The organism is Sphingobium sp. B8D3B (assembly GCF_025961875.1).
Taxonomy (GTDB): domain Bacteria; phylum Pseudomonadota; class Alphaproteobacteria; order Sphingomonadales; family Sphingomonadaceae; genus Sphingobium.
Map to the genome: position 1 here is coordinate 3,500,899 of NZ_JAOQON010000001.1, position 24,653 is coordinate 3,525,551.

General features: G+C 65.2%; 25 protein-coding genes. 11 read left to right on the plus strand and 14 right to left on the minus strand.

Translation table 11 applies throughout. The features are described 5' to 3' along the window. Nucleotides 1–123: 123 nt before the first annotated feature. Entirely contained in the window at nt 124–675 is a 552-nt protein-coding gene (locus M2343_RS16390) for an outer membrane beta-barrel protein (RefSeq protein ID WP_181560520.1), read from the minus strand. Nucleotides 676–913: 238 nt separating this feature from the next. After that, nucleotides 914–1,369, minus strand: a complete 456-nt coding sequence (locus tag M2343_RS16395) for a peptidylprolyl isomerase (RefSeq protein WP_181560519.1) — start codon at nt 1,367–1,369, stop codon at nt 914–916. Between the two features lie 202 nt (nt 1,370–1,571). Here M2343_RS16395 and mgtE point away from each other — a divergent pair, with 202 nt between their 5' ends. The 3 genes from mgtE to map all read left to right on the plus strand — a co-directional run bounded on the left by mgtE (nt 1,572) and on the right by map (nt 4,045). Next, nucleotides 1,572–3,002: a magnesium transporter gene (mgtE, locus tag M2343_RS16400; RefSeq protein ID WP_181560518.1), complete on the plus strand. Its 1,431-nt coding sequence runs from the start codon at nt 1,572–1,574 to the stop codon at nt 3,000–3,002. Between the two features lie 70 nt (nt 3,003–3,072). Next, a complete protein-coding gene (locus M2343_RS16405) occupies nt 3,073–3,273 on the plus strand; it encodes a ParD-like family protein (protein WP_181560517.1) in 201 nt (66 codons plus the stop codon). 1 nt (nt 3,274) lies between these two features. Continuing rightward, a complete protein-coding gene (gene map / locus M2343_RS16410) occupies nt 3,275–4,045 on the plus strand; it encodes a type I methionyl aminopeptidase (protein ID WP_264575070.1) in 771 nt (256 codons plus the stop codon). A gap of 390 nt (nt 4,046–4,435) precedes the next feature. On the opposite strand, the gene M2343_RS16415 is transcribed toward map, so the two are convergent. Together M2343_RS16415 and M2343_RS16420 are read right to left on the minus strand one after the other, a co-directional pair. Next, nucleotides 4,436–5,899, minus strand: a complete 1,464-nt coding sequence (locus tag M2343_RS16415) for a succinylglutamate-semialdehyde dehydrogenase (RefSeq protein WP_264575071.1) — start codon at nt 5,897–5,899, stop codon at nt 4,436–4,438. Between the two features lie 67 nt (nt 5,900–5,966). Next, nucleotides 5,967–7,394: a protein adenylyltransferase SelO family protein gene (locus M2343_RS16420; protein ID WP_264575072.1), complete on the minus strand. Its 1,428-nt coding sequence runs from the start codon at nt 7,392–7,394 to the stop codon at nt 5,967–5,969. A 37-nt stretch (nt 7,395–7,431) separates the two neighbouring features. Here M2343_RS16420 and M2343_RS16425 point away from each other — a divergent pair, with 37 nt between their 5' ends. The 4 genes from M2343_RS16425 to M2343_RS16440 all read left to right on the plus strand — a co-directional run bounded on the left by M2343_RS16425 (nt 7,432) and on the right by M2343_RS16440 (nt 11,166). Beyond that, nucleotides 7,432–8,298 carry an alpha/beta fold hydrolase gene (locus M2343_RS16425; protein ID WP_264575073.1) on the plus strand — a complete coding sequence of 289 codons (867 nt, stop codon included), beginning with the start codon at nt 7,432–7,434 and terminating at the stop codon, nt 8,296–8,298. Beyond that, on the plus strand, nt 8,295–9,458 hold the full coding sequence (locus M2343_RS16430; RefSeq protein WP_264575074.1) for a glycosyltransferase family 4 protein: 1,164 nt from the start codon (nt 8,295–8,297) through the stop codon (nt 9,456–9,458). Before M2343_RS16425 ends, M2343_RS16430 begins: the two co-directional genes overlap by 4 nt. Before the next feature lie 98 nt (nt 9,459–9,556). Beyond that, a complete protein-coding gene (locus M2343_RS16435) occupies nt 9,557–10,960 on the plus strand; it encodes an NAD(P)H-dependent flavin oxidoreductase (RefSeq protein WP_264575075.1) in 1,404 nt (467 codons plus the stop codon). Beyond that, a complete protein-coding gene (locus tag M2343_RS16440; RefSeq protein ID WP_264571193.1) occupies nt 10,960–11,166 on the plus strand; it encodes a DUF2093 domain-containing protein in 207 nt (68 codons plus the stop codon). The genes M2343_RS16435 and M2343_RS16440 overlap by 1 nt, the downstream gene beginning before the upstream one ends. 138 nt (nt 11,167–11,304) lie before the next feature. On the opposite strand, the gene M2343_RS16445 is transcribed toward M2343_RS16440, so the two are convergent. Continuing rightward, nucleotides 11,305–12,303 carry a 2-hydroxyacid dehydrogenase gene (locus M2343_RS16445; protein WP_264575076.1) on the minus strand — a complete coding sequence of 333 codons (999 nt, stop codon included), beginning with the start codon at nt 12,301–12,303 and terminating at the stop codon, nt 11,305–11,307. 132 nt (nt 12,304–12,435) lie between these two features. On the opposite strand from M2343_RS16445, the gene M2343_RS16450 reads away from it, so the two are divergent. Next, a complete protein-coding gene (locus tag M2343_RS16450; protein WP_413716033.1) occupies nt 12,436–12,903 on the plus strand; it encodes an SH3 domain-containing protein in 468 nt (155 codons plus the stop codon). Nucleotides 12,904–12,957: 54 nt separating this feature from the next. Here M2343_RS16450 and eda read toward each other — a convergent pair whose 3' ends face one another. Genes eda through zwf form a run of 4 tightly spaced genes read right to left on the minus strand, consistent with a single transcriptional unit; the run spans nt 12,958 to nt 17,828 of the window. Next, complete coding sequence (gene eda / locus M2343_RS16455) at nt 12,958–13,575, minus strand: bifunctional 4-hydroxy-2-oxoglutarate aldolase/2-dehydro-3-deoxy-phosphogluconate aldolase (protein WP_264575077.1); 618 nt, start codon at nt 13,573–13,575, stop codon at nt 12,958–12,960. After that, nucleotides 13,572–14,543 carry a glucokinase gene (locus M2343_RS16460; RefSeq protein ID WP_264575078.1) on the minus strand — a complete coding sequence of 324 codons (972 nt, stop codon included), beginning with the start codon at nt 14,541–14,543 and terminating at the stop codon, nt 13,572–13,574. Before M2343_RS16460 ends, eda begins: the two co-directional genes overlap by 4 nt. Then, nucleotides 14,540–16,369 carry a phosphogluconate dehydratase gene (gene edd, locus M2343_RS16465; RefSeq protein ID WP_264575079.1) on the minus strand — a complete coding sequence of 610 codons (1,830 nt, stop codon included), beginning with the start codon at nt 16,367–16,369 and terminating at the stop codon, nt 14,540–14,542. Before edd ends, M2343_RS16460 begins: the two co-directional genes overlap by 4 nt. After that, on the minus strand, nt 16,362–17,828 hold the full coding sequence (gene zwf / locus M2343_RS16470; protein ID WP_264575080.1) for a glucose-6-phosphate dehydrogenase: 1,467 nt from the start codon (nt 17,826–17,828) through the stop codon (nt 16,362–16,364). Before zwf ends, edd begins: the two co-directional genes overlap by 8 nt. A gap of 342 nt (nt 17,829–18,170) precedes the next feature. On the opposite strand from zwf, the gene M2343_RS16475 reads away from it, so the two are divergent. Further along, nucleotides 18,171–19,490 carry an MFS transporter gene (locus M2343_RS16475; protein WP_264575081.1) on the plus strand — a complete coding sequence of 440 codons (1,320 nt, stop codon included), beginning with the start codon at nt 18,171–18,173 and terminating at the stop codon, nt 19,488–19,490. Nucleotides 19,491–19,585: 95 nt separating this feature from the next. On the opposite strand, the gene M2343_RS16480 is transcribed toward M2343_RS16475, so the two are convergent. Further along, nucleotides 19,586–19,969 (minus strand): winged helix-turn-helix transcriptional regulator, encoded by a 384-nt coding sequence (locus M2343_RS16480; RefSeq protein WP_181560501.1) that lies wholly within the window; start codon nt 19,967–19,969, stop codon nt 19,586–19,588. A gap of 119 nt (nt 19,970–20,088) precedes the next feature. On the opposite strand from M2343_RS16480, the gene M2343_RS16485 reads away from it, so the two are divergent. Beyond that, on the plus strand, nt 20,089–20,664 hold the full coding sequence (locus M2343_RS16485) for an FMN-dependent NADH-azoreductase (protein WP_264575082.1): 576 nt from the start codon (nt 20,089–20,091) through the stop codon (nt 20,662–20,664). A gap of 15 nt (nt 20,665–20,679) precedes the next feature. Here M2343_RS16485 and gpmA read toward each other — a convergent pair whose 3' ends face one another. Both gpmA and M2343_RS16495 read right to left on the minus strand, forming a co-directional pair. Beyond that, complete coding sequence (gene gpmA / locus M2343_RS16490) at nt 20,680–21,366, minus strand: 2,3-diphosphoglycerate-dependent phosphoglycerate mutase (RefSeq protein ID WP_264573500.1); 687 nt, start codon at nt 21,364–21,366, stop codon at nt 20,680–20,682. 109 nt (nt 21,367–21,475) lie between these two features. Then, nucleotides 21,476–21,655: a hypothetical protein gene (locus M2343_RS16495; RefSeq protein ID WP_264575083.1), complete on the minus strand. Its 180-nt coding sequence runs from the start codon at nt 21,653–21,655 to the stop codon at nt 21,476–21,478. Nucleotides 21,656–21,859: 204 nt separating this feature from the next. Between M2343_RS16495 and M2343_RS16500 the strand changes: the two genes are divergently transcribed. Further along, nucleotides 21,860–22,576 carry a dienelactone hydrolase family protein gene (locus tag M2343_RS16500; protein ID WP_264575084.1) on the plus strand — a complete coding sequence of 239 codons (717 nt, stop codon included), beginning with the start codon at nt 21,860–21,862 and terminating at the stop codon, nt 22,574–22,576. 178 nt (nt 22,577–22,754) lie between these two features. On the opposite strand, the gene M2343_RS16505 is transcribed toward M2343_RS16500, so the two are convergent. Continuing rightward, nucleotides 22,755–23,912 (minus strand): M14-type cytosolic carboxypeptidase, encoded by a 1,158-nt coding sequence (locus tag M2343_RS16505; protein ID WP_264575085.1) that lies wholly within the window; start codon nt 23,910–23,912, stop codon nt 22,755–22,757. Then, on the minus strand, nt 23,909–24,586 hold the full coding sequence (locus tag M2343_RS16510; RefSeq protein WP_264575086.1) for a hypothetical protein: 678 nt from the start codon (nt 24,584–24,586) through the stop codon (nt 23,909–23,911). Before M2343_RS16510 ends, M2343_RS16505 begins: the two co-directional genes overlap by 4 nt. Nucleotides 24,587–24,653: the final 67 nt, after the last annotated feature.

The following is a 24,653-nucleotide window of genomic DNA, read 5'->3' on the forward strand; positions in this document are numbered from 1 at the left end:
CCCTTCGACAAGCTCAGGGAGAACGGGAGGGTAAGCCATTAAAAAAAACGGCCGGGAGGAAACTCCCGGCCGCTTCTTTTTCATGCGACCCGCTCCTAGCCAGCGGGGCGCATCGATCCGTCATCAGAACTTGGCAACAACACCGACCATCGGGCGGAAGCTGTTGAAGTTACCGCGCGTGTCGACCTGCGCACGCAGGCGGATGTTGCTGGTCTCGGCCGTGCTGCCCATGTCGGCCAGCGAAAGCTCGACGCCACCGCCATAAGTCACGCCGTGATAGTGGCGATCGGTGTCAGCCAGCGGCACGGTCTTGTCATTGAACTGGGTCCACTGATAACCGACCTTGGCGAAGAACATGCTGTCCTTACCGGCCTTGAGGCCCAGACGGCCTGCGGCGCCATATTCCCAGTCGATGTCCTTGTCGAAGCCCTTGGCGACGCTACCTTCGGCACCGACCACGACGGGGCCGAGGTCGTAGTTCAGACCGGCCACGCCTTCAGCGACCCAGCCGCGATAGCCGCTCGGCGGTCCACCTGCGGGCTGCTGGTTGTCGAAGTCATGCAGGCCGCCCATCACGCCGACATAGGGCTGCAGGCCCTGCGCGTCCTGTGCCAGAGCCGGGGCCGAGAGACCCGCTGCCAGAGCAACGGCGAGGGTGAGGGGAAAAGCTTTCATAACACTGAACCTTCTATTAACAGAACAGGACTGTTTAGGTCCTCGTTTCGCGACCGACCTGCGTCGATCACTGTCCGTAAAATGGCTCAGCCAGATGAACCGTTCCCGAATGAATTGTGGAGCAATTGTGGAAAGGCCCCGCTGTTGCACATGTGCTACACAACAGGGCCATTCACTTGGCGTTCAGTTTTACTTGAAGACTTCGCAATAGTATTACAATCGCGCAGGCAATCTTGCCTTAGGCTTCACTCACCGTAGCCTTCACGATCTTGCCCGGTTTTGCCGGCGGCTCGCCCTTGGGCAGCGCGTCGACATGCTCCATGCCTTCGGTCACAACGCCCCAGACGGTATATTGACGATCGAGGAACGTCGCATCGTCGAAGCAGATGAAGAACTGGCTGTTGGCGCTGTTCGGGTTGGAGCTGCGTGCCATAGAGCACACGCCGCGCACATGCGGCTCGCTGTTGAACTCGGCGGGCAGATCGGGAAGCTTCGAGCCGCCCATGCCGGTGCCGGTCGGGTCGCCGCCCTGCGCCATGAAGCCGGGGATCACGCGGTGGAACACGACGCCGTCATAGAAGCCGTCCTTGGCAAGCGCGCTGATGCGCTCGACATGCTTGGGGGCCAGATCGGGGCGCAACTGGATCACGACGTCGCCGGTGTCGAGCGTCAGGGTAAGGGTCTGGTCGGCCATGGGGGCAGTCTCCTTGTCTCTACCGGCCTCGGGTCGCAATGCGGAGCGGAAGCGGGCGGGGGAATGGAGCCGCCTCTATAGTGACTGCTTTCGTCAAGGGAAGGCTGCATGACGTTGCATTTGCCCCGGGCATGGGCAAAAGGAGCGATTATCGAGAGCAGGCGTGGCCAGTGGCGGCCGCAGCCGGAAAGGGAGGCGCCGCATGAGCGAGACCGAGGCCGCATCGCAGCCCGGCGCGATCCCTCCCGAGGAGGAAGACGCGCTCGTCGATACCAATCTGGACGAGGACGATCGTCTTCGGCCGGAGTTCGTCTCTGCCGTTCTGTCCGCCGTCGAGGAGGGCAAGGACGATGCAGCGCAGGCGTTGGTCGAGACGCTGCACCCCGCCGACATCGCCGATCTTCTCGAGCTGACGCCCGAGGATCGCCGGGCCGGGCTGGTTCATGCGCTGGGCTCGCTGGTCGGCGCGGAAGTGCTGTCCGAGCTGAACGATTATGTGCGCGATACCGTCGTCGAGGCGCTCGAGCTTGAGCAACTCGCGGAACTGGCCGGCGAACTGGATACCGACGATGCCGTCGCGATCATCGAGGATCTCAACGAGGAGGACCAGCAGACCGTCCTCGATGCGATGGAGCCGGAAGACCGCGCCGCCATCGAGAGCGCGTTGGGCTATCCCGAGGAATCCGCAGGCCGACTCATGCAGCGCGATCTGGTCGCGGTGCCTGAGCATTGGACCGTCGGCCAGACCATCGACTTTTTGCGCGATACCCGCGACCTGACATCGGATTTCTGGGAAATCTTCGTCGTCGACGCGGCCCATCGGCCCATCGGCTCCTGCCAGCTCTCCTGGGTGCTGCGCTGCCCGCGCGAAATCGCCATGAGCGATGTGATGAAGCGCGAGCAGACGCTGATCCCAGTCGACATGGATCAGGAAGAGGTCGCGCTGCGCTTCCAGAAATATGCGCTGATCTCGGCAGCGGTGGTCGATCCGGGCGGGCGGCTGGTCGGCATGATTACCGTGGATGACGTGGTCCACATCATCCAGGAAGAAGCCGGCGAAGACATTCTCCGCCTGTCGGGCGCCGGTGAAGGCGACATCAACGAGCCGGTGCGGGAGAGCTACAAGGCGCGCGTGCGCTGGCTGCTCGCCAATCTCATCACCGCGTTGTTCGCCACCGCCATCATCGCTGCCTTTGAGGATGCAATCGCGAAGATGGTTGTGCTGGCGGTGCTGATGCCCATCGTCGCCAGCGTGGGTGGCAATGCCGGCAGCCAGACCATGGCGGTCACCGTCCGCGCCCTTGCCACCAACCAGATCACCGCCTCCAACACCTGGCGCATGATCATGCGCGAATTGCGCGTGGCCGTGCTGAACGGGGCGACGGTCGCGGTGGTGCTCGGCATCGGGGTCGGGCTGTTCTTCCAGGACCCCTTGCTGGGCGGAGTCATCGGCTCCGCGATGGTGCTGAATATCGTTACGGCCGGCTTTGCGGGAGTCGCCGTGCCCATCCTGTTCGAGCGGTTCAACGTCGATCCTGCGGTCGCCTCCTCGATTTTCGTGACGACGGTCACCGATTCGATGGGCTTCCTCTCTTTCCTGGGCCTGGCCACGCTGGCGGGACTCACCAGCTGAACCGTATCGTTTGACGTATGACGATATGAACCATATATGGTCCGCATATTGTCTATATGCGGAGCGGTTCATGGGTTTGGTCAAGATCGAGGATGGGTTGCATGAGGAAGCGCGCCGCACCAGCGCCGTCATGTGCCGCTCCATCAATGCTCAGGCCGAGTTCTGGATGAAGATCGGGATGCTCGCCGAGGCCCATCCCACATTGTCGTTCAACGAGATCGTGAAGATGGAAAAGGACCGGCAGGACCTCGCCACCGCGCAGGCCGCCTGAGATGGTCAAGACGCCGGACGAACTCGCCCTCATGCGCATCTCCGGCCGCTTGCTCGCATCGGTCTTCGAGATGCTGGACGGCGAGGATCTTGTCGGCCGCTCCACCATGGCGGTCAACGATCTGGTCGAGCGCTTCATCGTCGATGATCTGGCGGCACGTCCAGCGAGCAAGGGGCAATATGGCTTTGCCTATGTGCTCAATTGTTCGATCAACGAGGTCGTCTGCCATGGCGTGCCGGATGCCGACCGGATCATTGCGGATGGCGACATCATCAATCTCGATATCACGCTGGAGAAGAACGGCTTCATTGCCGACAGCAGCAAGACCTATCTCGTCGGCACGGTCTCGCCCGCCGCGCGCCGGCTTGTGCGTGTTGCCCAGCAAGCGATGTGGCAGGGCATCCGCCAGGTGCGCCCCGGCGCGCGCCTCGGCGACATCGGCTTTGCCATCGAGCGCCACGCCAAGAAGCAAGGCTACTCGGTCGTGCGGGAATATTGCGGCCATGGCATCGGGCGCGAGATGCACGAGGACCCGCAGGTGATGAACTTCGGCCGTCCGGGCACTGGCCTCACACTGCGCGAGGGCATGGTGTTCACCATCGAACCGATGGTCAACCAGGGCACGCGCGGCGTGATGACCAAGGGCGACGGCTGGACGGTGGTGACGAAGGACCGCAAGCTTTCCGCGCAGTTCGAGCATACGGTTGCCGTAACGGCGACCGGCGTAGAGGTGCTGACGCTGCGGCGGGACGAGCAGCCGCTGGCGGCGTGAGGGTGTGGCTCTGTCCTTTGGGATAGTTGAAGCTGGTCGTCCGGACAGCACGCCATCGCGGATCGCGCCACGTTCGTCCTGAGTAGCTGCTGAGCTTGTCGAAGCGGCGTATCGAAGGACTTGCCCTCGGGCTGCAGTGCTTCGATACGGCTCTTCGTTACGCGCCTGCGGCGCTACTCAGATCCTACTCAGCACGAACGGTGAAGGTTGGCGCGGAGGGTTCGCCGTATCATGCTTGCCATTCACACGCTGTATCTGAACGGTTGGAAGCTGCCCGCCAGCAGGATGTCCGGGCGTTCTGATTTGGCGGAGACGTCTCCCGTCCTCTTCAAAGGGAGGCAAAGGCTGCTTTCCGCAACTATGCAGGCCAATTATCAGAGAGCCTTCACTTCACCGATCCGCCACAATCGCGCGCAGACCTACGCCGATTGTCGCGCGGGGCTGGGGCATTTCGGATGAAGCGACGGGGTAAGCGCAATGGTCGGCCATATAATGGCCGCCGGGGCGGTGATTGCCTGACAGGCCTATACCGCCGACCGGTGCATTGGGCGCGAGCGCATAGGTGGGTCGGTTCCAGTTGACGATGCCGGCGCGGCTGTTGGCCCAGAAGCGATCATAATGTTCGGGGCCACCGCCGATCAGCGTCGCGGACAGGCCGTGGCGGGTGCTGTTGGCTTCGATGATCGCCGCGTCGAAGCTGGTGACGCATATGACCTGCAGAATGGGGCCGAACAGTTCCACGTCGCTGCGCGGTGCCATGGCCGTCACGTCGATGATGCCGGGCGTGACGAAGGGCAGGCCTTCGACCGGGCGCTGCATGTGCCGGATCGGCTTGCCGCCATGGCTCATCAGATAGAGGAAGCTCTCGGTGAGGCCGTCGGCGGCGTCCATGTCGATCACCGGCCCCATGAAGGGGAGCCGATCGGCGGTCGGCGGGCCGACGATCAGGCGGTCCGTCAGCGCTTTCACCGCAACGAGCAGCGGCTCGGCGAGGGTATCGCGCACGATGAGGCGGCGGGCGGACAGGCAATGCTGCCCGCTCATGTCGAAGGCGGACTGGACGATGAGCGCGGCGGCGCTGGCGATGTCCGGCGTGTCCCAAGCGATGATCGGATTGTTGCCGCTCATTTCCAGGGCCAGCAGCTTGCCGGGCTGGTCGGCGCAGGCGCGGTTGATGGCGCGGCCGGTGCGGGTTGATCCGGTGAAGAGCACGCCGTGAACGTCCGGCGCGGCGGCCAGCGCTTCGCCGATCGCCGGGCCACCAATCACGCATTGCACCTGATCGTACGGCACACCGGCCTCATGCAGCAGGCGCACCAGCATTTCGCCGGTGGCGGGCACTTTCTCGGAGGGCTTGAAGAGCACGCCATTACCGGCCAGCAGCGCCGGCACGATATGATCGACCGGGATGCGTGCGGGCAGGCAATGCGGCGTAATGATGGCGAGCACGCCATGCGGCTTGTGGCGCAGCGCGGTGCGGGCGCCCATCGCGCCTTCGCTCTGCCGCTGGCCCGTGCGTTCGGAATAGGCCTGTACGGCCTTCTCGACGCGCTCGAACAGGCTGATCACTTCTTGCCGTGTACACCAGAGCGGCCGCCCGGTTTCGCGCGAGATCAGGGTCGCGAAGGCCTCCTCACTGGCGCGCACGCCGTTGGCGAAGCGGCGCATGGTCTCGATGCGGACAGCGGAGGAGAGGCCTGCCCATGCGGTCCAGTGGTGCGCCACCAGCGCGATCTGCGCGGCGGGGTCGGTCTCCTTTCCTTGCCAGACGGCCGCGCCCGTCGCCGGATCGAGCGATTCGAGGACGGAAGGCTCGTGCGGAGCCTCGGTGGCATGAAGCGGGGCGTGCAACATGCAGCGGCTATGCGGCGCAATTAGTTTCCAGCGGATTTACGACGCGCGCTGCGGGGCGCGCACCGGCTTATGCGCTGCGCGAGGCGAGCGGCTGGCCCGGCACCGGGCCGTGCGCCGCCCCCATGGCGCGGATCGCCTCGATCTTGGCGTAAAGCGGGCTCCAGTCATCGCTCTCGGCGATTGGCGTCCAGAGCGCCTCGACTTCCTCGATATGCATCGAGCAGGGCGCATCGCCGTGCCAATAGGGATGGTCACCAGCGCCGGGCCGTAGGGTGAGGGGCTCGCGCGCGGTCCGGACCTCGTCCCACGCTGCGCCCGAATAACGCGATTCGGCATGGTCGCCACGTCGCCAATCGAAGAAGAAGCGGTCGATGAGCACATCGCTGCCGCGCAGCGCCTCGACAGCGGAGACTACGAAGGCGCGTGCCGTTTCCGCTTCCGGCGCGGTCAGGCCCAGCCGCCAGAGGAACCGCTCGATCAGGCGACTTTCATAAATGGCCGGGAAGCGCCGAAGCACCTCGATCAGCGCCTCTGTCTCGGCATGCTCCACCAGCGACTGCGCTAGTTGCGCGACATCCCAGTGGATCGCCTCGGCCTGGCGGGCGAAGGCATAAAGGCCGGTCTGGTCGAAATAGGCGGCGGTAAAGCCCGGCTCCCAGCGCGGGGTGAAGCGCCACGGCCCGTAATCGAAGCTCTCGCCGGTGATTGCGATGTTGTCGCTGTTCAACACGCCATGGACGAAGCCGGCGACCATATAGCTCGCGGCGAGATCGGCCGTCCGCGCGACGACCGCCTTCAGCAGCGTGAGCGCGGGCACCGCGCCGGGCTCCAGCGCCAGCAGATGGCGCAGGCAATAGTCGATCAGCCGTGCGCTCTCCTCGCGCTGGCCGAGATAGGCGAGCCGCTGGAAGCTACCGATGCGAATGTGGCCGTGGCTGAGCCGCACCATCACCGCCGAGCGGGTGGGCGAGGGCTCGTCCCCGCGCACCAGCGGTTCACCGGTCTCGATGATCGAGAAGGTGCGCGACGTGGTGACGCCCAGCGCCTCCAGCATTTCGGTCGCGAGGATTTCGCGCACGCCGCCCTTGAGGGTTAGGCGGCCGTCCGCGGTGCGGCTCCACGGGGTGCGGCCTGAGCCTTTGGTGCCCAGATCCAGCAGCCGGCCGCCGGGGGGCGCAGCCTCGCGCATTTGGGCGAACAGAAATCCGCGTCCATCGCCAAGATCGGGATTGTAGGTGCGGAATTGGTGGCCGTGATAGCGCAGCGCCAGTGGCTCCGGCTGCGCGCCGGGCAGAGGCGTGAAGCGGCCGAAATGGCTGATCCATTGCGCATCGTCGAGCGCCGCCAGCCCCACCGTGCTGGCCGCGCGATCATTGCGGAAGCGCAGGATCGTCTGCGGGAAATCCGCCGGCTGCACGGGGTCGGCCAGAAAATCCGCAATTGAAGCTATTGCGCGTTCCGGATGAAATATGTCTGTCTTAAGCGCTGCGTCCATGCTCTGATATGGGGGGCGCCCCGGGAAAGGATCAAGCTTGTCGGGCTATGAAGACAAATATTGGTGGTCGCAGGATAATTTACGGCTGCATTACCGGGACTATCCGGGCCGGGAGGATCGGCCGCCGATCCTGTGCCTGCCAGGCCTGACGCGCAACGTCCGTGACTTCGAGCCGGTGGCGGAGCGGCTGGCCGGCGAGTGGCGCGTTATCGTGGTGGAACTGCGCGGACGCGGCGAGAGCGCTTACGCCAAGGACCCGATGAGCTATGTGCCGCTGATCTATCTGCAGGATCTGCTCAAGCTGATCGATGAGCTGGCCCTGCCGCGCTTCGTGGGAGTCGGTACGTCGCTCGGCGGGATCATGCTGATGCTGATCGCGGCGACCCGGCGCGGGAGCCTTGCGGGCGCGCTGCTCAACGATATCGGGCCGGAGATTGCCGAGGAAGGGCTGGAGCGCATCCGGCAAGGGGTGGGTACCGGTAGCGCGCAGCCGACCTGGGTTCACGCGGCGCGGGCGGTGGCGGATGTGCAGGGGGTGATCTACCCCGATTACAAGCTGACCGACTGGCTGCGCATCGCCAAGCGGCTATATCGACTGACGAGCCAGGGGCGCATCGTGCTGGATTATGACCAGCGCCTCGCCGAGCCGTTCCGGGCGCCTGGCGGTGCGGCGGGCGTCGACCTGTGGCCGGCGTTCGAGGCGATCGGCGACATCCCGCTCACCTTGGTGCGCGGCGCGCTCAGCGATCTGCTGACCGTCCAGACGGCGCAGGCGATGCAAGCGCGCCTGCCGCAGCTCGATCTGGTGACGGTGGCGCGCGTGGGCCATGCACCCACGCTGGAAGAGCCAGAAGCTGTGGCGGCGCTCGACAGGCTGCTCGACCGGATCAGTGGGAAGCCATGACGCGGCGGGCGGCCCGACGCGATCTCTCCCGCGAGCCGCTGCGCGTGCTGCAAATTCACCGCACCTTCGATCTGGGCGGAAAGGAAGCGCGCCTTGCCCGGCTGATGAATCATTGGGGCGGGCGGATGCAGCACGACATCCTACTGGGCGAGCCGGGCGCCACTGCGGCGCAAGCCTTGCTCGACCCCGCGCTGAAGGTGCGCTTTCTCGATTCGCCCGCGCTGGAGGGGCCCGCGACCTTCGCCCGGTTCAACGCGCTGGCCAAGGCGATGCGCGGCTATGATCTCATCCTGAGCTTTAATTGGGGCGCGATCGACGGCGTCATGGCGCACCGTCTCTTCCGCCGGCTGCGCTGCCTGCCGACTTTGATCCACCACGAAGAGGGCTTCGATGTGGACGAGGCGTTCGTCCGCCAGGCCGCTCGCAACCGCTACCGCCAGATCGCCTTGCAGGGCGCGCGGGCGCTCGTCGTCCCGTCGGCGCAGCTGGCGCATATCGCTCAGGCGGAGTGGCGGCAGCCCGCCGAGAAAGTCCACCAGATCCCCAACGGGCTGGATGTCGCCGCCTATGAAGGCATCCGGCCGGTCGCTGCGATTCCCGGGCTGGTACCGGACGGACGGCTGATCGTGGGCACCGTCGCCAATCTGCGTGCGGTCAAGAACCTGCCCCGGCTCGTCCGGGCGGTGGCGCCGCTGCGCGACCGGCTGCGTCTGGTCATCGTCGGTGACGGGGAGGAGCGGGAGGCGATTCTGGCGGAGGCGCAGCGGCAAGGGATGCACGATCTGCTGATGCCGGGTGCCCTGCCGCGCCCCCAGGATTATGTAGGCGCCTTCGATATTTTCGCATTGTCCTCCGATAGTGAGCAGTTCCCCACGGCCCTGATGGAGGCGATGGCGGCCGGCCTGCCGGTGGTCGCGACCGACGTCGGCGATACGCTCGGCATGGTCGCGCCGGACAACCGGCCCTTCATCGTGGCCCCCGATGCGACCGATGATTTTCAGGCTGCCCTTGCAGAACTGGCCGGGGATGCCGATCTGCGTCGGACTATCGGGGCAGCCAATCGCGACAGAGCGAGGCGCTGTTTCGATGAAGCCGTGATGATCCAGCTCTACGCCCGGCTCTATGGTGAGGCGGTCGGTAACGAACTGGCGTTATTTTGAGTTTTGTGGCATTTTAGCACTTGGTTTGAGGAAAATGCTGGTAAAGGCGCTCGTGGCTGGCTTGCGAAGCTGGCCGATGGGGCACTGAGGAGTTTCATTTGTTCAAGGGCTTGAAGCCGATCGTCTATGGCGGTCGCGAGGTGTGGCCGGTTATCGAAGGCGGCAAGGGCGTTGCGGTCTCCAATCACATGAGCTCCGGGGCATGGGCTGCCGCTGGCGGCATCGGCACCGTGTCGGCCGTGAATGCGGACAGCTATGATGCCGACGGCAATGTCATTCCACAAATCTACCATGGCCGCACGCGCCAGCAGCGCCATGAAGAGCTGATCGCCTACGCCATCGAAGGTGGTGTGGAGCAGGTGAAGCGCGCTTATGAGATGGCCGGTGGCAAGGGCGCCATCAACATCAACGTGCTCTGGGAAATGGGCGGCGCGCAGGCCGTGCTGCAAGGCGTGCTGGAGCGCACCAAGGGCATGGTCGCAGGCGTGACCTGCGGGGCCGGCATGCCCTACAAGCTCAGCGAAATTGCTGCGCAGCATCAGGTCAGCTACCTGCCGATCGTCAGCTCCGGTCGCGCTTTCCGCGCGCTGTGGAAGCGGGCCTATCACAAGGCTGCGGAATGGCTGGGCGCGGTTGTCTATGAAGATCCGTGGCTGGCCGGTGGCCATAATGGCCTTTCCAATGCGGAAGACCCGACCAAGCCGGAAGATCCCTATCCCCGCGTGAAGGCGCTGCGCGACACGATGCGCGAGGGCGGCATCAGCGACGAAGTGCCGATCGTGATGGCCGGTGGCGTCTGGTATCTGCGGGACTGGAGCGACTGGATCGACAATCCGGAGCTGGGAGCGATTGCCTTCCAGTTCGGTACCCGTCCGCTGCTCACGCAGGAAAGCCCCATTCCGCAGGCGTGGAAGGAGAAGCTGATGACGCTGGAGGAAGGCGACATCCTCCTCCATCGCTTCTCGCCGACCGGCTTCTATTCCTCCGCGATCCGCAATCCCTTCCTGCGCGATCTCGAGGCGCGCTCGGAGCGGCAGATTGCCTTCTCGATGGAGGAAGCGGGCGACCACAACCATCAGCTCGATGTCGGCATCAAAGGCCGCAATTACTGGGTGACCCGCAACGATCTGCTGCGCGCCCGCGAGTGGGTGCTGCAGGGCTACGAGACTGCGCTCAAGACGCCCGACAACACGCTGGTCTTCGTGACCGACGAGGACCGCGCCGTGATCCGCAAGGATCAGGCCGATTGCATGGGCTGCCTCTCGCATTGCGGTTTCTCGTCGTGGAAGGACCATGACGATAATTCGACTGGCCGCCTTGCCGATCCGCGCAGCTTCTGCATCCAGAAGACCCTGCAGGACGCAGTGCATGGCGGCGATGTCGACAAGAACCTGCTGTTCGCCGGCCATGGCGCCTATCGCTTCAAGCAGGACCCCTTCTACTCCAACGGGTTCGTGCCGACCGTGAAGCAACTGGTCGACCGCATCCTCACCGGGGACTGATGAGCATGATGCGCACGCCGGACATGCCGGGCCTCGCCATCCTCAAATATCGCGCGGCGGATTATCAGGTGGTCCGCTCGGGCCGGTTCGTAATCTGCGCCGTGAGCGGGGTGGAAATCCCGCTCGGCGAACTCGCTTACTGGAGCGAAGCGCGGCAGGAAGCCTATCGCAGCGCGATCGAGGCGACGAAGGCTCTGGCGGGTTAATCCGGTTCAAATGCCGCTCGAGGTCTCGTCACCCCGGACTTGATCCCGGGGTCTTGCTGCCTTTGTAATCGTGAGCGAAGAAGAAGCGGGATCCCGGATCAAGTCCGGGATGACGAGCGTGTGAGGCCTATGCGGTCCTCAAACCCAACCTTCCAGTATCTGATCCGGCGGCCGGTCGCCGCCGACCCACATGCGGATGTTGGCGATCACCCGTTCGCCTGAGGCGATGCGGCCCTCGAAGGTCGCCGAGCCCATATGCGGGGTCATCACCACATTGGGCAGAGCGAGCAGGCGCGGGTCGATCTGAGGCTCGAACTCCCACACATCGAGGCCGGCGCCGGCAAGCTGCCCGGCTTCCAGCGCTTCGATCAGCGCCTCTTCATCCACGATGCCGCCGCGCGAGGCGTTGATGAGATAGACATGGGGACGCAATAGCCCGATGCGGCGCCGGTTGATGAGGTTCTCGCTCTGCGCATTGCGCGGCGTGTGGATCGTCAGGATGTCGATGCTGTGCAGCATCTCGTCGAGGTCGGGGTGCCAGATCGCATCCACTTCCTGCTCCGCCACCTCGGGCAGGCGGTGGCGATTATGATAATGGATGGAGAGCCCAAAGGCGCGGGCGCGGCGGGCGACGGCGCGGCCGATGCGGCCCATGCCGACGATGCCGAGCGCCTTGCCGCCGATGCGATGGCCGAGCATGTTGCTGGGGCTCCAGCCGGTCCACTCGCCCGAGCGCACCAGCTTCTCGCCCTCGGCCAGACGGCGCGGCACCGAGACGATGAGCGCCATGGTCATGTCCGCCGTATCCTCGGTCAGCACGCCGGGCGTGTTGGTGACGATAATGTTCTTCGCGCGGGCGGCGGGCAGGGCGATGTGGTTCACGCCGGCGCCATAATTGGCGATCAGCTGCAGCGCATCGCCTGCGCCGGCGATCAGATCGGCATCGAGATCGTCCGTCACGGTGGGCACCAGCACGTCGCACTGCTGCATGGCTTCATGCAGTTCGGCGCGGGTCATGGGATGATCGTCGACATTGAAGCGGGCGTCGAACAGTTCGCCCAGCCGGGCTTCCACCGCTTGCGGCAGACGCCGCGTCACGATCACGCGGGGCGAAGCGGGCCGGGGACGCCTGGACATGTGGCGGGAATGCTCAGGCGAGCGCGGAAAGGCAAGCGGCAATTCGCGCAAGGCTGCTTCCGGTTGATGCCATGCGGTGGCCGTGGCAGAAGCGGACCTTATGGTGTGGGCATTTTCCGGGAGATCGATGGCATGAACGCGCGCGGGCTGTTGATGGCTTTTGCGGCGCTGGCCTTGGGCGCTGCTGGCGCGCAGGCGCAAACCGGTCGCCCGACACCCTATTGGGCCTCGCTATCCAAGGGGGAGGCCAAGATGCGCGTGGGGCCGAGCGCCGACTATCCGGCGAGCTGGATCTACCGCCAGCGCGACCTGCCGGTGAAGGTGGTCGAGGTCTATACCAATTGGCGCAAGATCGAGGACCCGGACGGCACGCAGGGCTGGATGCATGTGCGGTTGCTCAAGGATGAAGCGACCGCGATCGTGAAGGATGGCATTGCCCAGATGCGCGACGGCCCCTCCGAGAGCGCCCGCCTTCTGTTCCGGCTGGCGCCGGGCGTCGTGGGGCGTCTCTCTGGCTGTTCCGATGGCTGGTGCGCGATGGAGGTGAACGGCCGGCGCGGCTATGTGCAGGCCGCGAGCCTGTGGGGCGCGCTGGACTGACGGTAACCTAAGTGTGGGCGTGCCCATCAAGGCACGCCAGCGGCGCCTCTCCGATTATCGCGGAAGCGTCGCAGCTTCCCTCGCCAGCGCTTCTATGGCTGCGGGATCGAGCGGCCCCTTGGGCACAACCCAGCTTCCGCCCACGCAGCCGACGAAGGATTGAGCCAGCCATTCCGGCGCATTGGCCGCGGTGATGCCGCCGGTCGGGCAGAAGCGCACGCCGCCGAACGGCGCCGCCAAGGCTTTGAGCGCGGGCAGGCCGCCGCTGGTCGAGGCCGGGAAGAATTTGAAGCGCTCAAGCCCGAGATCCAGTCCGCGCATGATGTCCGCCGCCGTAGCGACGCCGGGGAGCAGGGTGGCCCCATTGGCGATCGCGGCCTTGCCGAGCGGCTCGGTGAGGCCGGGCGACACGATGAACTGCGCGCCCGCCTCCAGCGCCTGATCGAGCTGCCGGGGGTTGAGCACGGTGCCGGCCCCGACCACGGCGCCGGGCACTTGCGCCATTTCGCGCATCACCTCGAGCGCGACTGGGGTGCGCATGGTGACCTCGAGGGCCGGCAGACCTCCGGCGACCAGCGCCTGCGCCAGCGGGACGGCATCCGCCACGGACTCCACGATCAGTACCGGGATCACCGGCGCCAGCGCCATTACATCATCGACAGTCATGCTCATGCTTTCTTCTCCCGCCATGCAGCGGCGGCGCCATAAAGGCCAATTTCAGGATGGGTTGCCAAGCGAACCGGAACGGTTCTCATCAGGCCTTCAAAGCGACCCTTTGCGGTGAAACGATCATGGAAAGCGCTGTTGTTCACGAGGAAGTCGCGCATCCGCTGCGTCAGTCCGCCGGCCAGCACCACATGATGCGGACCATGCGCCAGAGCGAGGTCGCCGGCAATTGCGCCATAGCTCATGCACAGCCGTTCCAGCGCCGTGCGGGCGAGGGGATTGCTGCCATCCAGCGCGGCGGCCCACAGGTCCGCGTCGTTCATCAGCGTGACCGGCGCCTGGCTGATCGTCGCCAGCGCCCGGTAGAGGGTGTTGAGCCCCGGTCCGGAGACGATCCGCTCCGTCGAGACCCGCACGAGATCGGTGCGCAACTGCGCGAGAATGCGGCCCTCCAGCGCGTCGAGCGGCGCAAAATCGACATGACCGCCCTCGGTCGCGACGATATGCGGCACGCCCTCGTCAAACGCGATCATCGCCACGCCAAGACCGGTGCCGGGGCCGAGAATCGTGACCGAGCCATTATCAGGAAAGGCCTCGTCCGGCCCGAAGAGCAGCGGCAGATCGCTGAGCGGCAGCCGCGCAATGGCGTGGGCCACCGCCTCGAAGTCATTGACCAGCCGCACCGCCGCAACGCCGAGATCATTGGCCAACTGGGCAGGGCGGATGATCCAGCTTGAGTTGGTGAGCTTGATGACCTCCCGCCCGATGGCCGTGGCGAAGGCGATGGAGACCCTCTCCGGTGCTGGCGCATCGTCATCGGCCAGAAAGGCCTGCCAGCAGCTTTGCAGGCTGGCATGATCCGCAACCTTGTATTTGCGCACGGTGCCCAGCGTGGGCACGCCGCGCGCATCGAGCGTGGCACGGGCGAAGCGGGCATTGGTGCCACCAATATCGGCGGCGACGAGATCGGTCATAGTTCCGCATCCATGGCTGCCAGCAGCGGCGATGCGCCGGCTTCCGCCAGATCGCTATTGTGGCGAAACAGGGCGAACAGCTCGCGGCCGGTGTCATAGGGCGGCGGTGGCGCATCGGCCTGATCGCGCGCATCCCATTCCGCGGCATCCACCTTCGCTTCCAGCGTGCCGCTCTCGGCGCAGACGCACACAATGTCGCCATCGCGCAGCTTGCCGATGGGGCCGCCACCCAGCGCCTCGGGCGAGAGGTGAATGGCGGCAGGCACCTTGCCGCTCGCGCCGGACATGCGGCCATCGGTCACCAGCGCGACCTTGAAGCCCTTGTCCTGCAGCACGCCGAGCGGCGGGGTGAGCTTGTGCAGTTCCGGCATCCCGTTAGCGCGCGGCCCCTGGAAGCGCACGACAACCACGACGTCCCGATCCAGCTCGCCCGCCTTGAACGCGGCCATGACCTGATCCTGATCGGAGAACACGCGGCACGGTGCCTCGATGGTCCAGCGTTCGCGGTCCACGGCGCTGGTCTTCATGATGCAGCGGCCGAGATTGCCGGCGAGCAGCCGCATCCCGCCGTCCGTGCTGAACGGATTGGAGAGCGGGCGCAGGATGGCCTCGTTACCCGGCGCAGTCGGCGGTTCGTCCCAGACGAGCGCGTCATTCTCCAGCGTCGGCATCCGCCCGTAATCCGTGAGATCAGCGCGGGCGACGGTCATCACGTCCCGGTGCAGCAGGCCGCCGCGCAGCAATTCGGTGATGATCCAGGCCATGCCGCCTGCGGCATGGAAGTTGTTCACGTCATCCGCGCCATTGGGGTAGACGCGCGCCAGCAAGGGCACCGCGGCGGAGAGATCGGCGAGATCCGTCCAGTCGATGACGATCCCCGCCGCGCGCGCGATGGCGGGCAGGTGGATGGCATGATTGGTCGATCCGCCGGTCGCCAGCAGGCCCACGGCGGCATTCACGATGGCCTTCTCGTCGATGCACTTACCGAGCGGGCGATAATCGTCGCCATCCCAGCCGATGCTGGCGACACGATGCACAGCAGCGCGGGTCAGTTCGCTGCGCAGCTTGGTGCCCGGATTGACGAAGGCAGCGCCGGGCATGTGCAGGCCCATCACTTCCATCATCATCTGGTTGGTGTTGGCCGTGCCGTAGAAGGTGCAGGTGCCCGCGCCATGATAGCTGGCGCTCTCGCTCTCCAGCAGCTCCTCGCGCCCCACCTTGCCCTCGGCATAGAGCTGGCGGATGCGCTGCTTCTCCTTGTTGGCGAGGCCCGAAGGCATCGGCCCGGCGGGGACGAAGATCGTCGGCAGATGGCCAAAGCGCAGCGCGCCCATCAGCAGGCCGGGCACGATCTTGTCGCAGATGCCGAGCATCAGCGCGCCCTCGAACATCGCATGGCTGAGCGCCACGGCGGTCGCGAGCGCGATGGTGTCGCGCGAAAACAGCGAGAGCTCCATGCCGGCCAGGCCCTGCGTCACGCCGTCGCACATCGCCGGCACGCCGCCCGCAACCTGCGCCGTGGCGCCGACTTCCCGCGCCGCGATCTTGATCGCCTCCGGGTAGCGGCCATAGGGCTGATGCGCCGAGAGCATGTCGTTGTACGCCGTGACGATGCCGATGTTCATGGCATTGCCGGCGCGGATCGCCGGCTTGTCCTCACCGCTCGCGGCAAAGCCATGGGCGAGGTTGCCGCATGAGAGCCGATCCCGGTTGGTGCCGGCATCGCGCCCACGCTCGATGAGGTCGAGATATTTACGGCGGCTGACCGCGCTGCGCTGGACGATGCGCTGCGTGACGGCGGCGACGGTGGAATTGAGATCAGTCATACCAGCTTGCTCCATCGCGCTCGATCAAGGCAATGCCGGCGGATGGCCCCCATGTGCCGGCAGCATAATGCACGACCTGCTGGCCGGATTCCTGCCAGCTTTGGGTGATGGAATCGATCCAGGTCCACTGCGCTTCCACCTCGTCGCGGCGCACGAACAATGTGGTGTCGCCCTCCAGCAGATCCAACAGTAGCCGCTCATAGGCGATCCGGCGACGCTCACCGGCAAAGGCATGAGTGAGCGAAACGTCGAGGCCGACCTCCTGCAGCTTCACGCCATCCCGGTCGAGCCCCGGCCGCTTGGCCATGATGCACAGGCGGATGTTCTCGTCCGGTTGCAGGCGGATGATCAGCGAATTGGGCTCGAGCGCGCGATCATAGCCGTTGCGGCGAAAAATGCTGTGCGTCACCGGTTTGAACTGGATGAGAATTTCCGACTGACGATTGGGCATGCACTTGCCGGTGCGCAGGTAGAACGGCACGCCCGTCCACCGCCAATTGTCGATATGAGCCTTCAGCGCCACGAAGGTCTCGGTATCGCTCTCCTTGCCGAGCTCCTCGGCATAGCCGGCGATGATCTTGCCCTTCACCGCGCCGCCGCGATACTGGCCGCGCACGCTGTGGGTGCGGACCGTTTCGGGCGTCATCGGCCGCAGCGAGCGCAGCGCCTTCACCTTCTCGTCGCGCACCGAGGTGGAATCCATCCGCGCGGGCGGTTCCATGGCGATGATCGAGAGGATCTGGAGCATGTGGTTCTGCACCATGTCCTTGAGCGCGCCGACGCCGTCATAATAAGAGACGCGGCCCTCCAGCCCGACCGTCTCGGCGACGGTGATCTGGACATGATCGATCGCCCCGCCATTCCACAGCGGCTCGAACAGGCGGTTGCCAAAGCGCAGAGCCATCAGGTTCTGCACCGTCTCCTTGCCCAGATAATGGTCGACGCGGAAAATCTGCTCCTCATCGAACAGATCGCCAATGGCGTCGTTCACCACCTTGGACGAGGCAAGATCCTTGCCGATGGGTTTTTCCATGGCGATGCGGGTGTGCGCATCGACCAGACCCGCGGCGGCGAGACCCTGGGCGGTGGGCGCAAAGAGCGAGGGCGGGGTGGACAGATAGACCGCGATGGGGCCATCGCCGAGCGCCTTCGCCCGTTTCGCCAGCGCATCGAAATGCGCCTGTTCGCCGGCCGACACGGCGCAATAGCTGATCTTTTCGAGAAAAGCGGTAACGCGCGCCTCATCATGATGCTCGTCGGCGAGATAGGTCGCCAGCGCCTTGCGGATGGTGTCACGAAAGGCCGCGTCATCCATCTCGGACCGACCGGAGGCGAGGATGTTGAACGGCTCGGGCAGCAGCCCGTCGCACAGCAGATGGTAGAGCGAGGGAAACAGCATCCGGTGCGCCAGATCGCCGGTGGCGCCGAACAGGATGAGTGTCGCGGACTTTTCGAACAAGACTGGGGACCCTTCGTGGCCTGATGAATTGCGCACCTGAGCTGGACATTACAGGCGCACGACTTTGGTGCAACCGCACAATCGGACCCGTTTTCGATGAAAGCGCAGGCGCGCGCGCTATCGTTACGTGCTCGCGCAGGGCCAGAATTCCTTCGACCGGCTCTATGGGAGGCAGCCGCAAGGCATTGTTCGCCGGCGCAAAATCTTGCCTCGGGCGGCTGGTCACGGTGAATTCCGGCTTGCCAGACGGGCAGCGGTTCCGCAGGAGCGCACATGCGGCGGGGGCGGTTCTCACCATTCGACCCTCGAAGACAGACCGACCAGCCTTCGGGGGAGAGATACATGGCGCAGTCCCATACAGACGGGCAGCGGATCGACATCGAGACCATTCTGGACCGGCCTTACGGGGCCTGGCGGTGGTACATCTTTGCGCTCTGCGGCATCGCCATGGCAATGGAGGGCTTCGACATGTACATGCTCGGGGCCATCGTGCCGGCTCTTGCTGCGGGTCTTGCTGTCGAGCCAGCGGCGATTTCCGCCGTGTTCGTGGCGCAGGGCATCGGCCTAGCCCTGGGCTATGCCTTCATCGCGCCGCTGGCAGATCGGGTTGGACGCAAGCCGATCGTCATTCTGTGCGTGCTCGGCTTCGGCCTCGTCACGCTTGTCACGGCCCTGGCATCGACCCTGACGGCGGTCTCGCTTCTGCGGCTGGTCGCCTTTGCGTTTTTCGGCGGCATCACGCCCAACATCATCGCAATGGTGGCGGAGATTTCGCCGCGCCACATCCGTCCCCGCCAGATCATTCTGGTCACCGCCTGCTTTGCATTCGGTTCGGCGATGGGCAGCGCGCTTGCGCCTCTCATTGTTCATCGGCTCGATTGGTGGGGCGCGTTTCTGGCGGGTGGCGCCGCACCGCTGCTGCTCCTGCCAGTGCTGATCTTCACCCTGCCTGAATCTCCCCGCTTTCTCGTCACCGCCGGGCGCAGCACTGCACAGGTCAACCGCGTCCTGCGGCACATCACGCGCGACGTCAGCGACACGGCCCATTATTTTCTCGATGAACCGCCAGCCGGGCGGGCGTCACTCAAGTCCGTTTTTGCCGAGGGGCGGCTGGCCATGACCCTCTTGTTCATGCTGGCGGGAGGCATGATGATGTTCGTCGGCAATGCCGTTGCCTCCTGGGCGCCGACCTTCTGGCACATGCAGGCCGGCTTCCCGATGGCGGATGCGGCAGCGCTGTTTGCCCTCTCCTCCGTCGGCGCGATCGTTTGGCCGTTCATCATGATCGCGCTGGTGGGCTGGATCGGCGTCAAGCGCACCCTGCTCTTCTGCTATTTCGCGGGCGGCACCTCGATGCTCGTCTACATGGTACAGCCGTTCACGCCGGCACTGGCCGCGTTCATGGCGATTGCGTTCGGCGCCTTCGTGGTCGGCTCGATCAGCGGGCTCTATGCTTTCATCTCCGCGGCCTATCCCACGCAGATCCGCTCCACGGCGCTTGGCTGGACGGCCGGGGCGGGGCGACTGCTGGCGATCATCGGGCCGGCGACCGGGGGCTGGCTGCTGGCGCAGGGTGTTGGACCGTTCGGCGTGGCGCTGGCCTTCGGGCTGCCGCTGTTCGTCGCGGGGATCGCCGTGGCGTTCGTCCGCAGCAAGGCGTGAGTGCTCCTGCGAAGGCAGGAGCCCAGGGCGCAAAAGCCGGGCCTTGCTGCCCTAGGCTCCTGCTTTCGCAGGAGCACTATGCTGATTAAACCGCCTCAGCCTTCCTGCAGGCGATCGAACCGCTCCCGATGGGCGTCGATCTCTTCGCGATGCATCTGCGCCCATTTGCCGAGGCGGATCGCCTCGCGGGCCAGCGAATGGCCGAGCGGGGTGAGGGCGTAATCCACCTGCGGCGGGGTGGTCGGATGGACGGTGCGATTGACCATGCCATCCCGCTCCAGCGCGCGCAGCGTGCGGGTGAGCATCTGCTGCGAGATACTGCTCACCTCCCGCCGGATCTGGTTGAAGCGCATCGTGCCGTCACCAAGAGCCGCAACCACCGGCAGCGTCCATCTGTCACCGAATCGCGCGAGGGTCTGCGTGATCCGCATGCACTCCTTGTGCGACGTCACGGTGAGGCGGGTGGTGGTCATATCCATGTGACTAGGTCTCGAAAAAATGCGTTCTTGTTGGTTCTAGAGGTCCACCCTAGCTGGTTGCAAACAGAAACTGATCTTCCCGATCCGTCTCTCAAGAGCAATTTACGAAAGGGCCGACCATGACCGTGTTGCATATCGATTCCAGCATTCAGGGCGAAAACTCCATCACCCGCCAGATTTCGGCAGCCATTATCGAGCGCCTCAAGGCGGAGCAGCCCGGCGCGGACGTGCGCTATCGCGATCTCGCCGCCCAGCCGCTGCCCCACCTGACGCTGCCCGGCTTCGGCACGGACGAGGCGGCGGCGGTGCTGGCTGAATTCCTGGACGCGGACACCGTCGTGATCGGCGCGCCGATGTACAATTTCACCATTTCCACCCAGCTCAAGGCGTGGATCGATCATATCGCGGTGGCCGGCAAGACCTTCCGCTATGATGAAAGCGGCAATGCCATCGGCTTGGCAGGCGACAAGCGCGTGATCGTCGCGCTCTCGCGCGGCGGCTTTTACGGCGCGGGCACGCCTGCCGCCGCTGTCGAACATGCGGAGAGCTATCTGCGCGCCGTCTTCGGCTTCATCGGCATCGTGCCCGAGTTCGTCGTGGCAGAAGGCGCTGCCGTCGGTCCCGAGCATCGCGCTGCCGGCATCGAGGCGGCGCTCGCCGCCGTCGATCAGCTTGAGGTGAAGGTGGCGGCCTGACCGGCCGCCTAACCCTTACCGCTCCGACAGATAATAACGGTCCTTTGCGGAAAGATCGTCGGCCAGCTCATAGACAATGGGCTGGCCGGTCGGGATTTCGAGGCCCGTAATCTCGTCGTCGGGGATGTTCGAGAGGTGCTTGACCAGCGCGCGCAGCGAATTGCCATGCGCTGAAATGAGCACGCGCTTGCCGGCCTTCAGCTCGGGAGCGATCCGGCCCTCCCAATAGGGCAGCACGCGCGCGATGGTATCCTTCAGGCTCTCCGTCGCCGGGATGGCGATGCCGGCATAGCGCCGGTCCTTGCTCAGGTCGAATTCGCTGCCGGCCTCCAGTGGCGGCGGCGGCACGTCGAAGCTGCGGCGCCAGATCTTCACCTGCTCATCGCCATGCTTGGCTGCCGTCTCGGCCTTGTCGAGGCCGGTCAGGCCACCATAATGCCGCTCGTTGAGGCGCCAGTCCTTTTCCACCGGCAGCCAGAGCCGCTGCATTTCCTCAAGCGCCAGATTGAGCGTCTTGATCGCGCGGGTCTGCAGCGAGGTGAAGCACTGGTCGAAATCGAGGCCCTTGTCCCGCATCAGCGCGCCGGCAGCCTTGGCTTCGGCAGCGCCTTTCTCGGTCACGTCGACATCCCACCAGCCGGTGAAGCGGTTCTCCAGGTTCCAGGCCGACTGGCCATGGCGGATGAGGACGAGGGTGGGCATGAGGTCTTATCTCCCGATCTTCGGCGGTTTTACCGTTATCGGGCCTGATAGCGGGATTTGGTGTGAGCGCAATCCGTTCGGGCGGGTCTTGAAGACGCGCAGAGACGCTTCAGGCGTGCTCGAGGGTCGCGGCGTGGCCACGCGCTTGAAGCGCTTTCAGCATCGTCTGATAATGCTGCACATAGCTCTGATAGGCGGCTTTCTCATCCGGGTGCATCGCCGTTGTGGCCTGCGCTTCGAATTGCTGGATCTGGCTCTGGAGAAAGCCCGGATCCCACAACGTCTTCATCTCGTAAACTCCCATATTGCTGGCAGAAAACTGCGCCGGGGCCGGTTGGTTCCGGCAAAAGCGACCGGCTGCGTTAAATGTTGAGAAACCACCCGAGCGGGCTGTCTTTTCGGCCGGGATTGCTGCCGCAAGCGCCCTTGTCCGCCCGAGCACAATTCGCCATGGATGAGCGCATCATCCCATTGCAGCAAAGGAGCAGGAACCATGGCGATCACCCGCACTGTCCACCTTCATGAAGGCCCCGGCGGTCCCTTTGAATCAATGTTCGTCGGCGATGCGGATGCAGGCGATCAGCCGGGCGTGCTTCTGTTCCCCAACTTCATGGGCACCAAGGAGTGGGATTTCGCCAAGGCGGAGACGCTGGCGGCGCAGGGCTACAAGGTGCTGGTCGTCGACTATTACGGCCAGGGCAAGCGCGGTACGGACATGGAGAGTGCTGGCAAGCTGCTCCATGATTTCATGGCGGATCGGCAGGCGGTGAAGACCCGGCTGCTCGATGCCCTTGCGGAGCTTCGTGCGTTGCCGGGCGTGGATACCAGCCGGATCGGCGCCATCGGCTTTTGCGCGGGCGGCAAATGCGTGCTCGATCTTGCGCGCGCCGGGGCGGACATCAAGGCCGGTGTCTCGTTCCACGGCGTCTACGACGCGCCGCCATTCCCCAACGCGCCGATCACCGCCAAACTGATGATCTGCGACGGTTGGAACGACAATCTCTGCCCGCCCGATGCCAAGCTGGCCCTGTGCAAGGAGCTGGCGGCGGCGGACGTGGACTTCCAGTTCACCACCTATAGTCGCACCGGCCACGCCTTCACGGCGGACGATGTGCCGCTGAATGCGGACCGCAGCTTCGGCTTCGAGCCAGAGACCAACCGCCGCAGCTGGCGCGCTACGATGGCGTTTTTGGGCGATGAGCTGGGGTGAGGTGAGAGCGCTGATCGCTCCCAATTTTCCGTCACCCCGGGCTTGACCCGGGGGCCAGCTTCCTTTCACGCCTCATCCCGTCAGGCGAACGTCCTAGGAAGAGTGAGCTGGACCCCGGGTCAAGCCCGGGGCGACGGTGGAGGAAGGCACAGTCCGGGCGCCCTTGTCCCGACCGCTTTCAAATATCCCCGACCATCTCCGCCAGCGTGGCGAGGCAGTCGCGCGCGAGTTGCATGGAGCGCTCCGGGCTCCAGCCCTGGGCGGTGTCCGGCAGGTCGTCATTGTCCTTGAACGGCATTTCCAGCGTCATCGCCACCGCGCCGTAGCGCTCGGCAATCTGGGCGGTTGCCATGGAGAGATTGGCCTTGCCCGGCCGCGCCTCGGGATAGCCAAGGCGCGTCTGGAAGTCGGGCGTGCGGATCGCCAGCGTGTCGCGATAGCGACGGAACAGTGCGAGCTGCGCGTCCTTGATCGAGGGAATGCCCTCGAACCCGGCGAGAAAGACGGCGGGGATCGCCTCGTCGCCATGCACGTCCATGGCGAAGGCGACGCCGGTCTCGTCCATGCGATTGCGCACGCAGAGCACTTCCGGCGCGCGGTCGGCCTGCGGCTCGTGCCATTCGCGATTGAGATTGATACCCCGGGCATTGGTGCGCAGATGGCCGCGAAAGGCGCCATCCGGGTTCATATTCGGCACGATGTAGAAGCGGCAGGCGGCACGCAGGGCGCGCGCGTGGGCGTTGGTGGGGTCGGTCAGCATGTCGAGCGCGCCTTCCATCCACCATTCCGCCATCGTTTCGCCGGGATGTTGGCGCGCGATCAGCCAGACGGGCTTGTCGCCGCTCCCCAATTCCAGGCAATCGATCGGGCGCCCGTCCAGACTCTCGCCCAACTGGCGCACCGTTACGCCCTCGCAGGCTGCCGCCTGCGCCACGAGATCGTGATGCCGCTCCTGTGAGTAAGGCGCGAAATAAGCGAACCATGCGGCATCGCCGACGAGTGTGTAGTCGATGGTGAGGGTGCCGCCATCGACGCCGGGATCGTAGCGGCTGGCGGCACGGCCCCAGCGCTCGCGATCTTCCGATACGCAGGCGGCATAGCCGGGCCAGCCATCGGGATAGGCGGATTGTGCAAGGCCGGTGATGCGCAAGGTCAGGCGCGTGCCCGCCGGCGCGGCAGCGCGAAAGTGGAACCACTGGAAGAAATCGCTCTCATGATCCTTGTGGATGGAGAGAGTCGCGGTGGTGCCGTCGATGGCTTCGACACGGATGTTGCCGCCATCGAAGCTGCTGTTGATGCGAAGGGGCGAGGTGCTGCCTGTCTGCTGTGCGGTCATGGCACCGTGATAGTCTCGCCGGACGTACCGGGAAAGCCCTTGAACAGCGCATCGGCGAGGCGACCGACCACGAGGCCGGGCTGGGCGGCCGGCGTGCCTTCCTTGGCCTGCGTCTCAGCGCGACCTTCCCACATGACAACCTTGTCGCCGGCGCGGCGCAATTGCACGCGCATCCGGTTCACGACCACTGGCTTGGGTTTGCCGGAGAGATTGATGCCGATGCCAAGGCCGACGCCGCTGCCATAAGAGCCGGTCGATCCGCCCACGCCGACGCTCACCGGGGAGCGTGCGGGCAGGGGCGCGATCGTTTCCCGCCCCATGTCCACAACCGCCTCATATTGCGCTGCCCCTGCACCGGATGCGCCGGGCTGGAGGGGAGAGAAGCCCGTCCGCGCCAGCGCTGCGCTCACGGCATTGGCGGCGGTGCGGAATTCGAGGCTGGCGCTATCGTCCGGATTGCCGGGCACGATGAGCACGCTTCCCTGCCGGGCGACGTCCGGCTGATGAAATCGGGTGACGTCGACAGGCCCGGTGGATGTCGCGCAGCCACCCAGGGCGAGCGCGCCGAGCACAATGGCCGCGACGCCGGCCTTGCGTGCGCCGAATCGCCGACGACCCTCGATGCGGGGAGTCGCGCGCCCATGGAGTGGCGGCATGGGAAAACTGCTCATCATGGCCTTGCATCCCTTATCATCTGGCCATCTCTTTGAAATGGCGTGTCATCGGTCGAGTTTGCACCGG

What these genes read in the sequence shown, in the direction of transcription:
- gpmA (WP_264573500.1), bottom strand. Translation starts at nt 21,366, where the DNA reads ATGCCCACCCTCGTCCTCATCCGCCATGGCCAGTCGGCCTGGAACCTG.
- M2343_RS16440 (WP_264571193.1), top strand. Translation starts at nt 10,960, where the DNA reads ATGAGCATGATGCGCACGCCGGACATGCCGGGCCTCGCCATCCTCAAA.
- M2343_RS16485 (WP_264575082.1), top strand. Translation starts at nt 20,089, where the DNA reads ATGACCGTGTTGCATATCGATTCCAGCATTCAGGGCGAAAACTCCATC.
- M2343_RS16460 (WP_264575078.1), bottom strand. Translation starts at nt 14,543, where the DNA reads ATGACCGATCTCGTCGCCGCCGATATTGGTGGCACCAATGCCCGCTTC.
- M2343_RS16495 (WP_264575083.1), bottom strand. Translation starts at nt 21,655, where the DNA reads ATGAAGACGTTGTGGGATCCGGGCTTTCTCCAGAGCCAGATCCAGCAA.
- M2343_RS16475 (WP_264575081.1), top strand. Translation starts at nt 18,171, where the DNA reads ATGGCGCAGTCCCATACAGACGGGCAGCGGATCGACATCGAGACCATT.
- edd (WP_264575079.1), bottom strand. Translation starts at nt 16,369, where the DNA reads ATGACTGATCTCAATTCCACCGTCGCCGCCGTCACGCAGCGCATCGTC.
- M2343_RS16430 (WP_264575074.1), top strand. Translation starts at nt 8,295, where the DNA reads ATGACGCGGCGGGCGGCCCGACGCGATCTCTCCCGCGAGCCGCTGCGC.
- M2343_RS16420 (WP_264575072.1), bottom strand. Translation starts at nt 7,394, where the DNA reads ATGGACGCAGCGCTTAAGACAGACATATTTCATCCGGAACGCGCAATA.
- map (WP_264575070.1), top strand. Translation starts at nt 3,275, where the DNA reads ATGGTCAAGACGCCGGACGAACTCGCCCTCATGCGCATCTCCGGCCGC.
- M2343_RS16505 (WP_264575085.1), bottom strand. Translation starts at nt 23,912, where the DNA reads ATGACCGCACAGCAGACAGGCAGCACCTCGCCCCTTCGCATCAACAGC.
- M2343_RS16395 (WP_181560519.1), bottom strand. Translation starts at nt 1,369, where the DNA reads ATGGCCGACCAGACCCTTACCCTGACGCTCGACACCGGCGACGTCGTG.
- mgtE (WP_181560518.1), top strand. Translation starts at nt 1,572, where the DNA reads ATGAGCGAGACCGAGGCCGCATCGCAGCCCGGCGCGATCCCTCCCGAG.
- M2343_RS16500 (WP_264575084.1), top strand. Translation starts at nt 21,860, where the DNA reads ATGGCGATCACCCGCACTGTCCACCTTCATGAAGGCCCCGGCGGTCCC.
- M2343_RS16405 (WP_181560517.1), top strand. Translation starts at nt 3,073, where the DNA reads ATGGGTTTGGTCAAGATCGAGGATGGGTTGCATGAGGAAGCGCGCCGC.
- M2343_RS16450 (WP_413716033.1), top strand. Translation starts at nt 12,436, where the DNA reads ATGAACGCGCGCGGGCTGTTGATGGCTTTTGCGGCGCTGGCCTTGGGC.
- M2343_RS16445 (WP_264575076.1), bottom strand. Translation starts at nt 12,303, where the DNA reads ATGTCCAGGCGTCCCCGGCCCGCTTCGCCCCGCGTGATCGTGACGCGG.
- M2343_RS16510 (WP_264575086.1), bottom strand. Translation starts at nt 24,586, where the DNA reads ATGATGAGCAGTTTTCCCATGCCGCCACTCCATGGGCGCGCGACTCCC.
- M2343_RS16415 (WP_264575071.1), bottom strand. Translation starts at nt 5,899, where the DNA reads ATGTTGCACGCCCCGCTTCATGCCACCGAGGCTCCGCACGAGCCTTCC.
- M2343_RS16480 (WP_181560501.1), bottom strand. Translation starts at nt 19,969, where the DNA reads ATGGATATGACCACCACCCGCCTCACCGTGACGTCGCACAAGGAGTGC.
- eda (WP_264575077.1), bottom strand. Translation starts at nt 13,575, where the DNA reads ATGAGCATGACTGTCGATGATGTAATGGCGCTGGCGCCGGTGATCCCG.
- M2343_RS16390 (WP_181560520.1), bottom strand. Translation starts at nt 675, where the DNA reads ATGAAAGCTTTTCCCCTCACCCTCGCCGTTGCTCTGGCAGCGGGTCTC.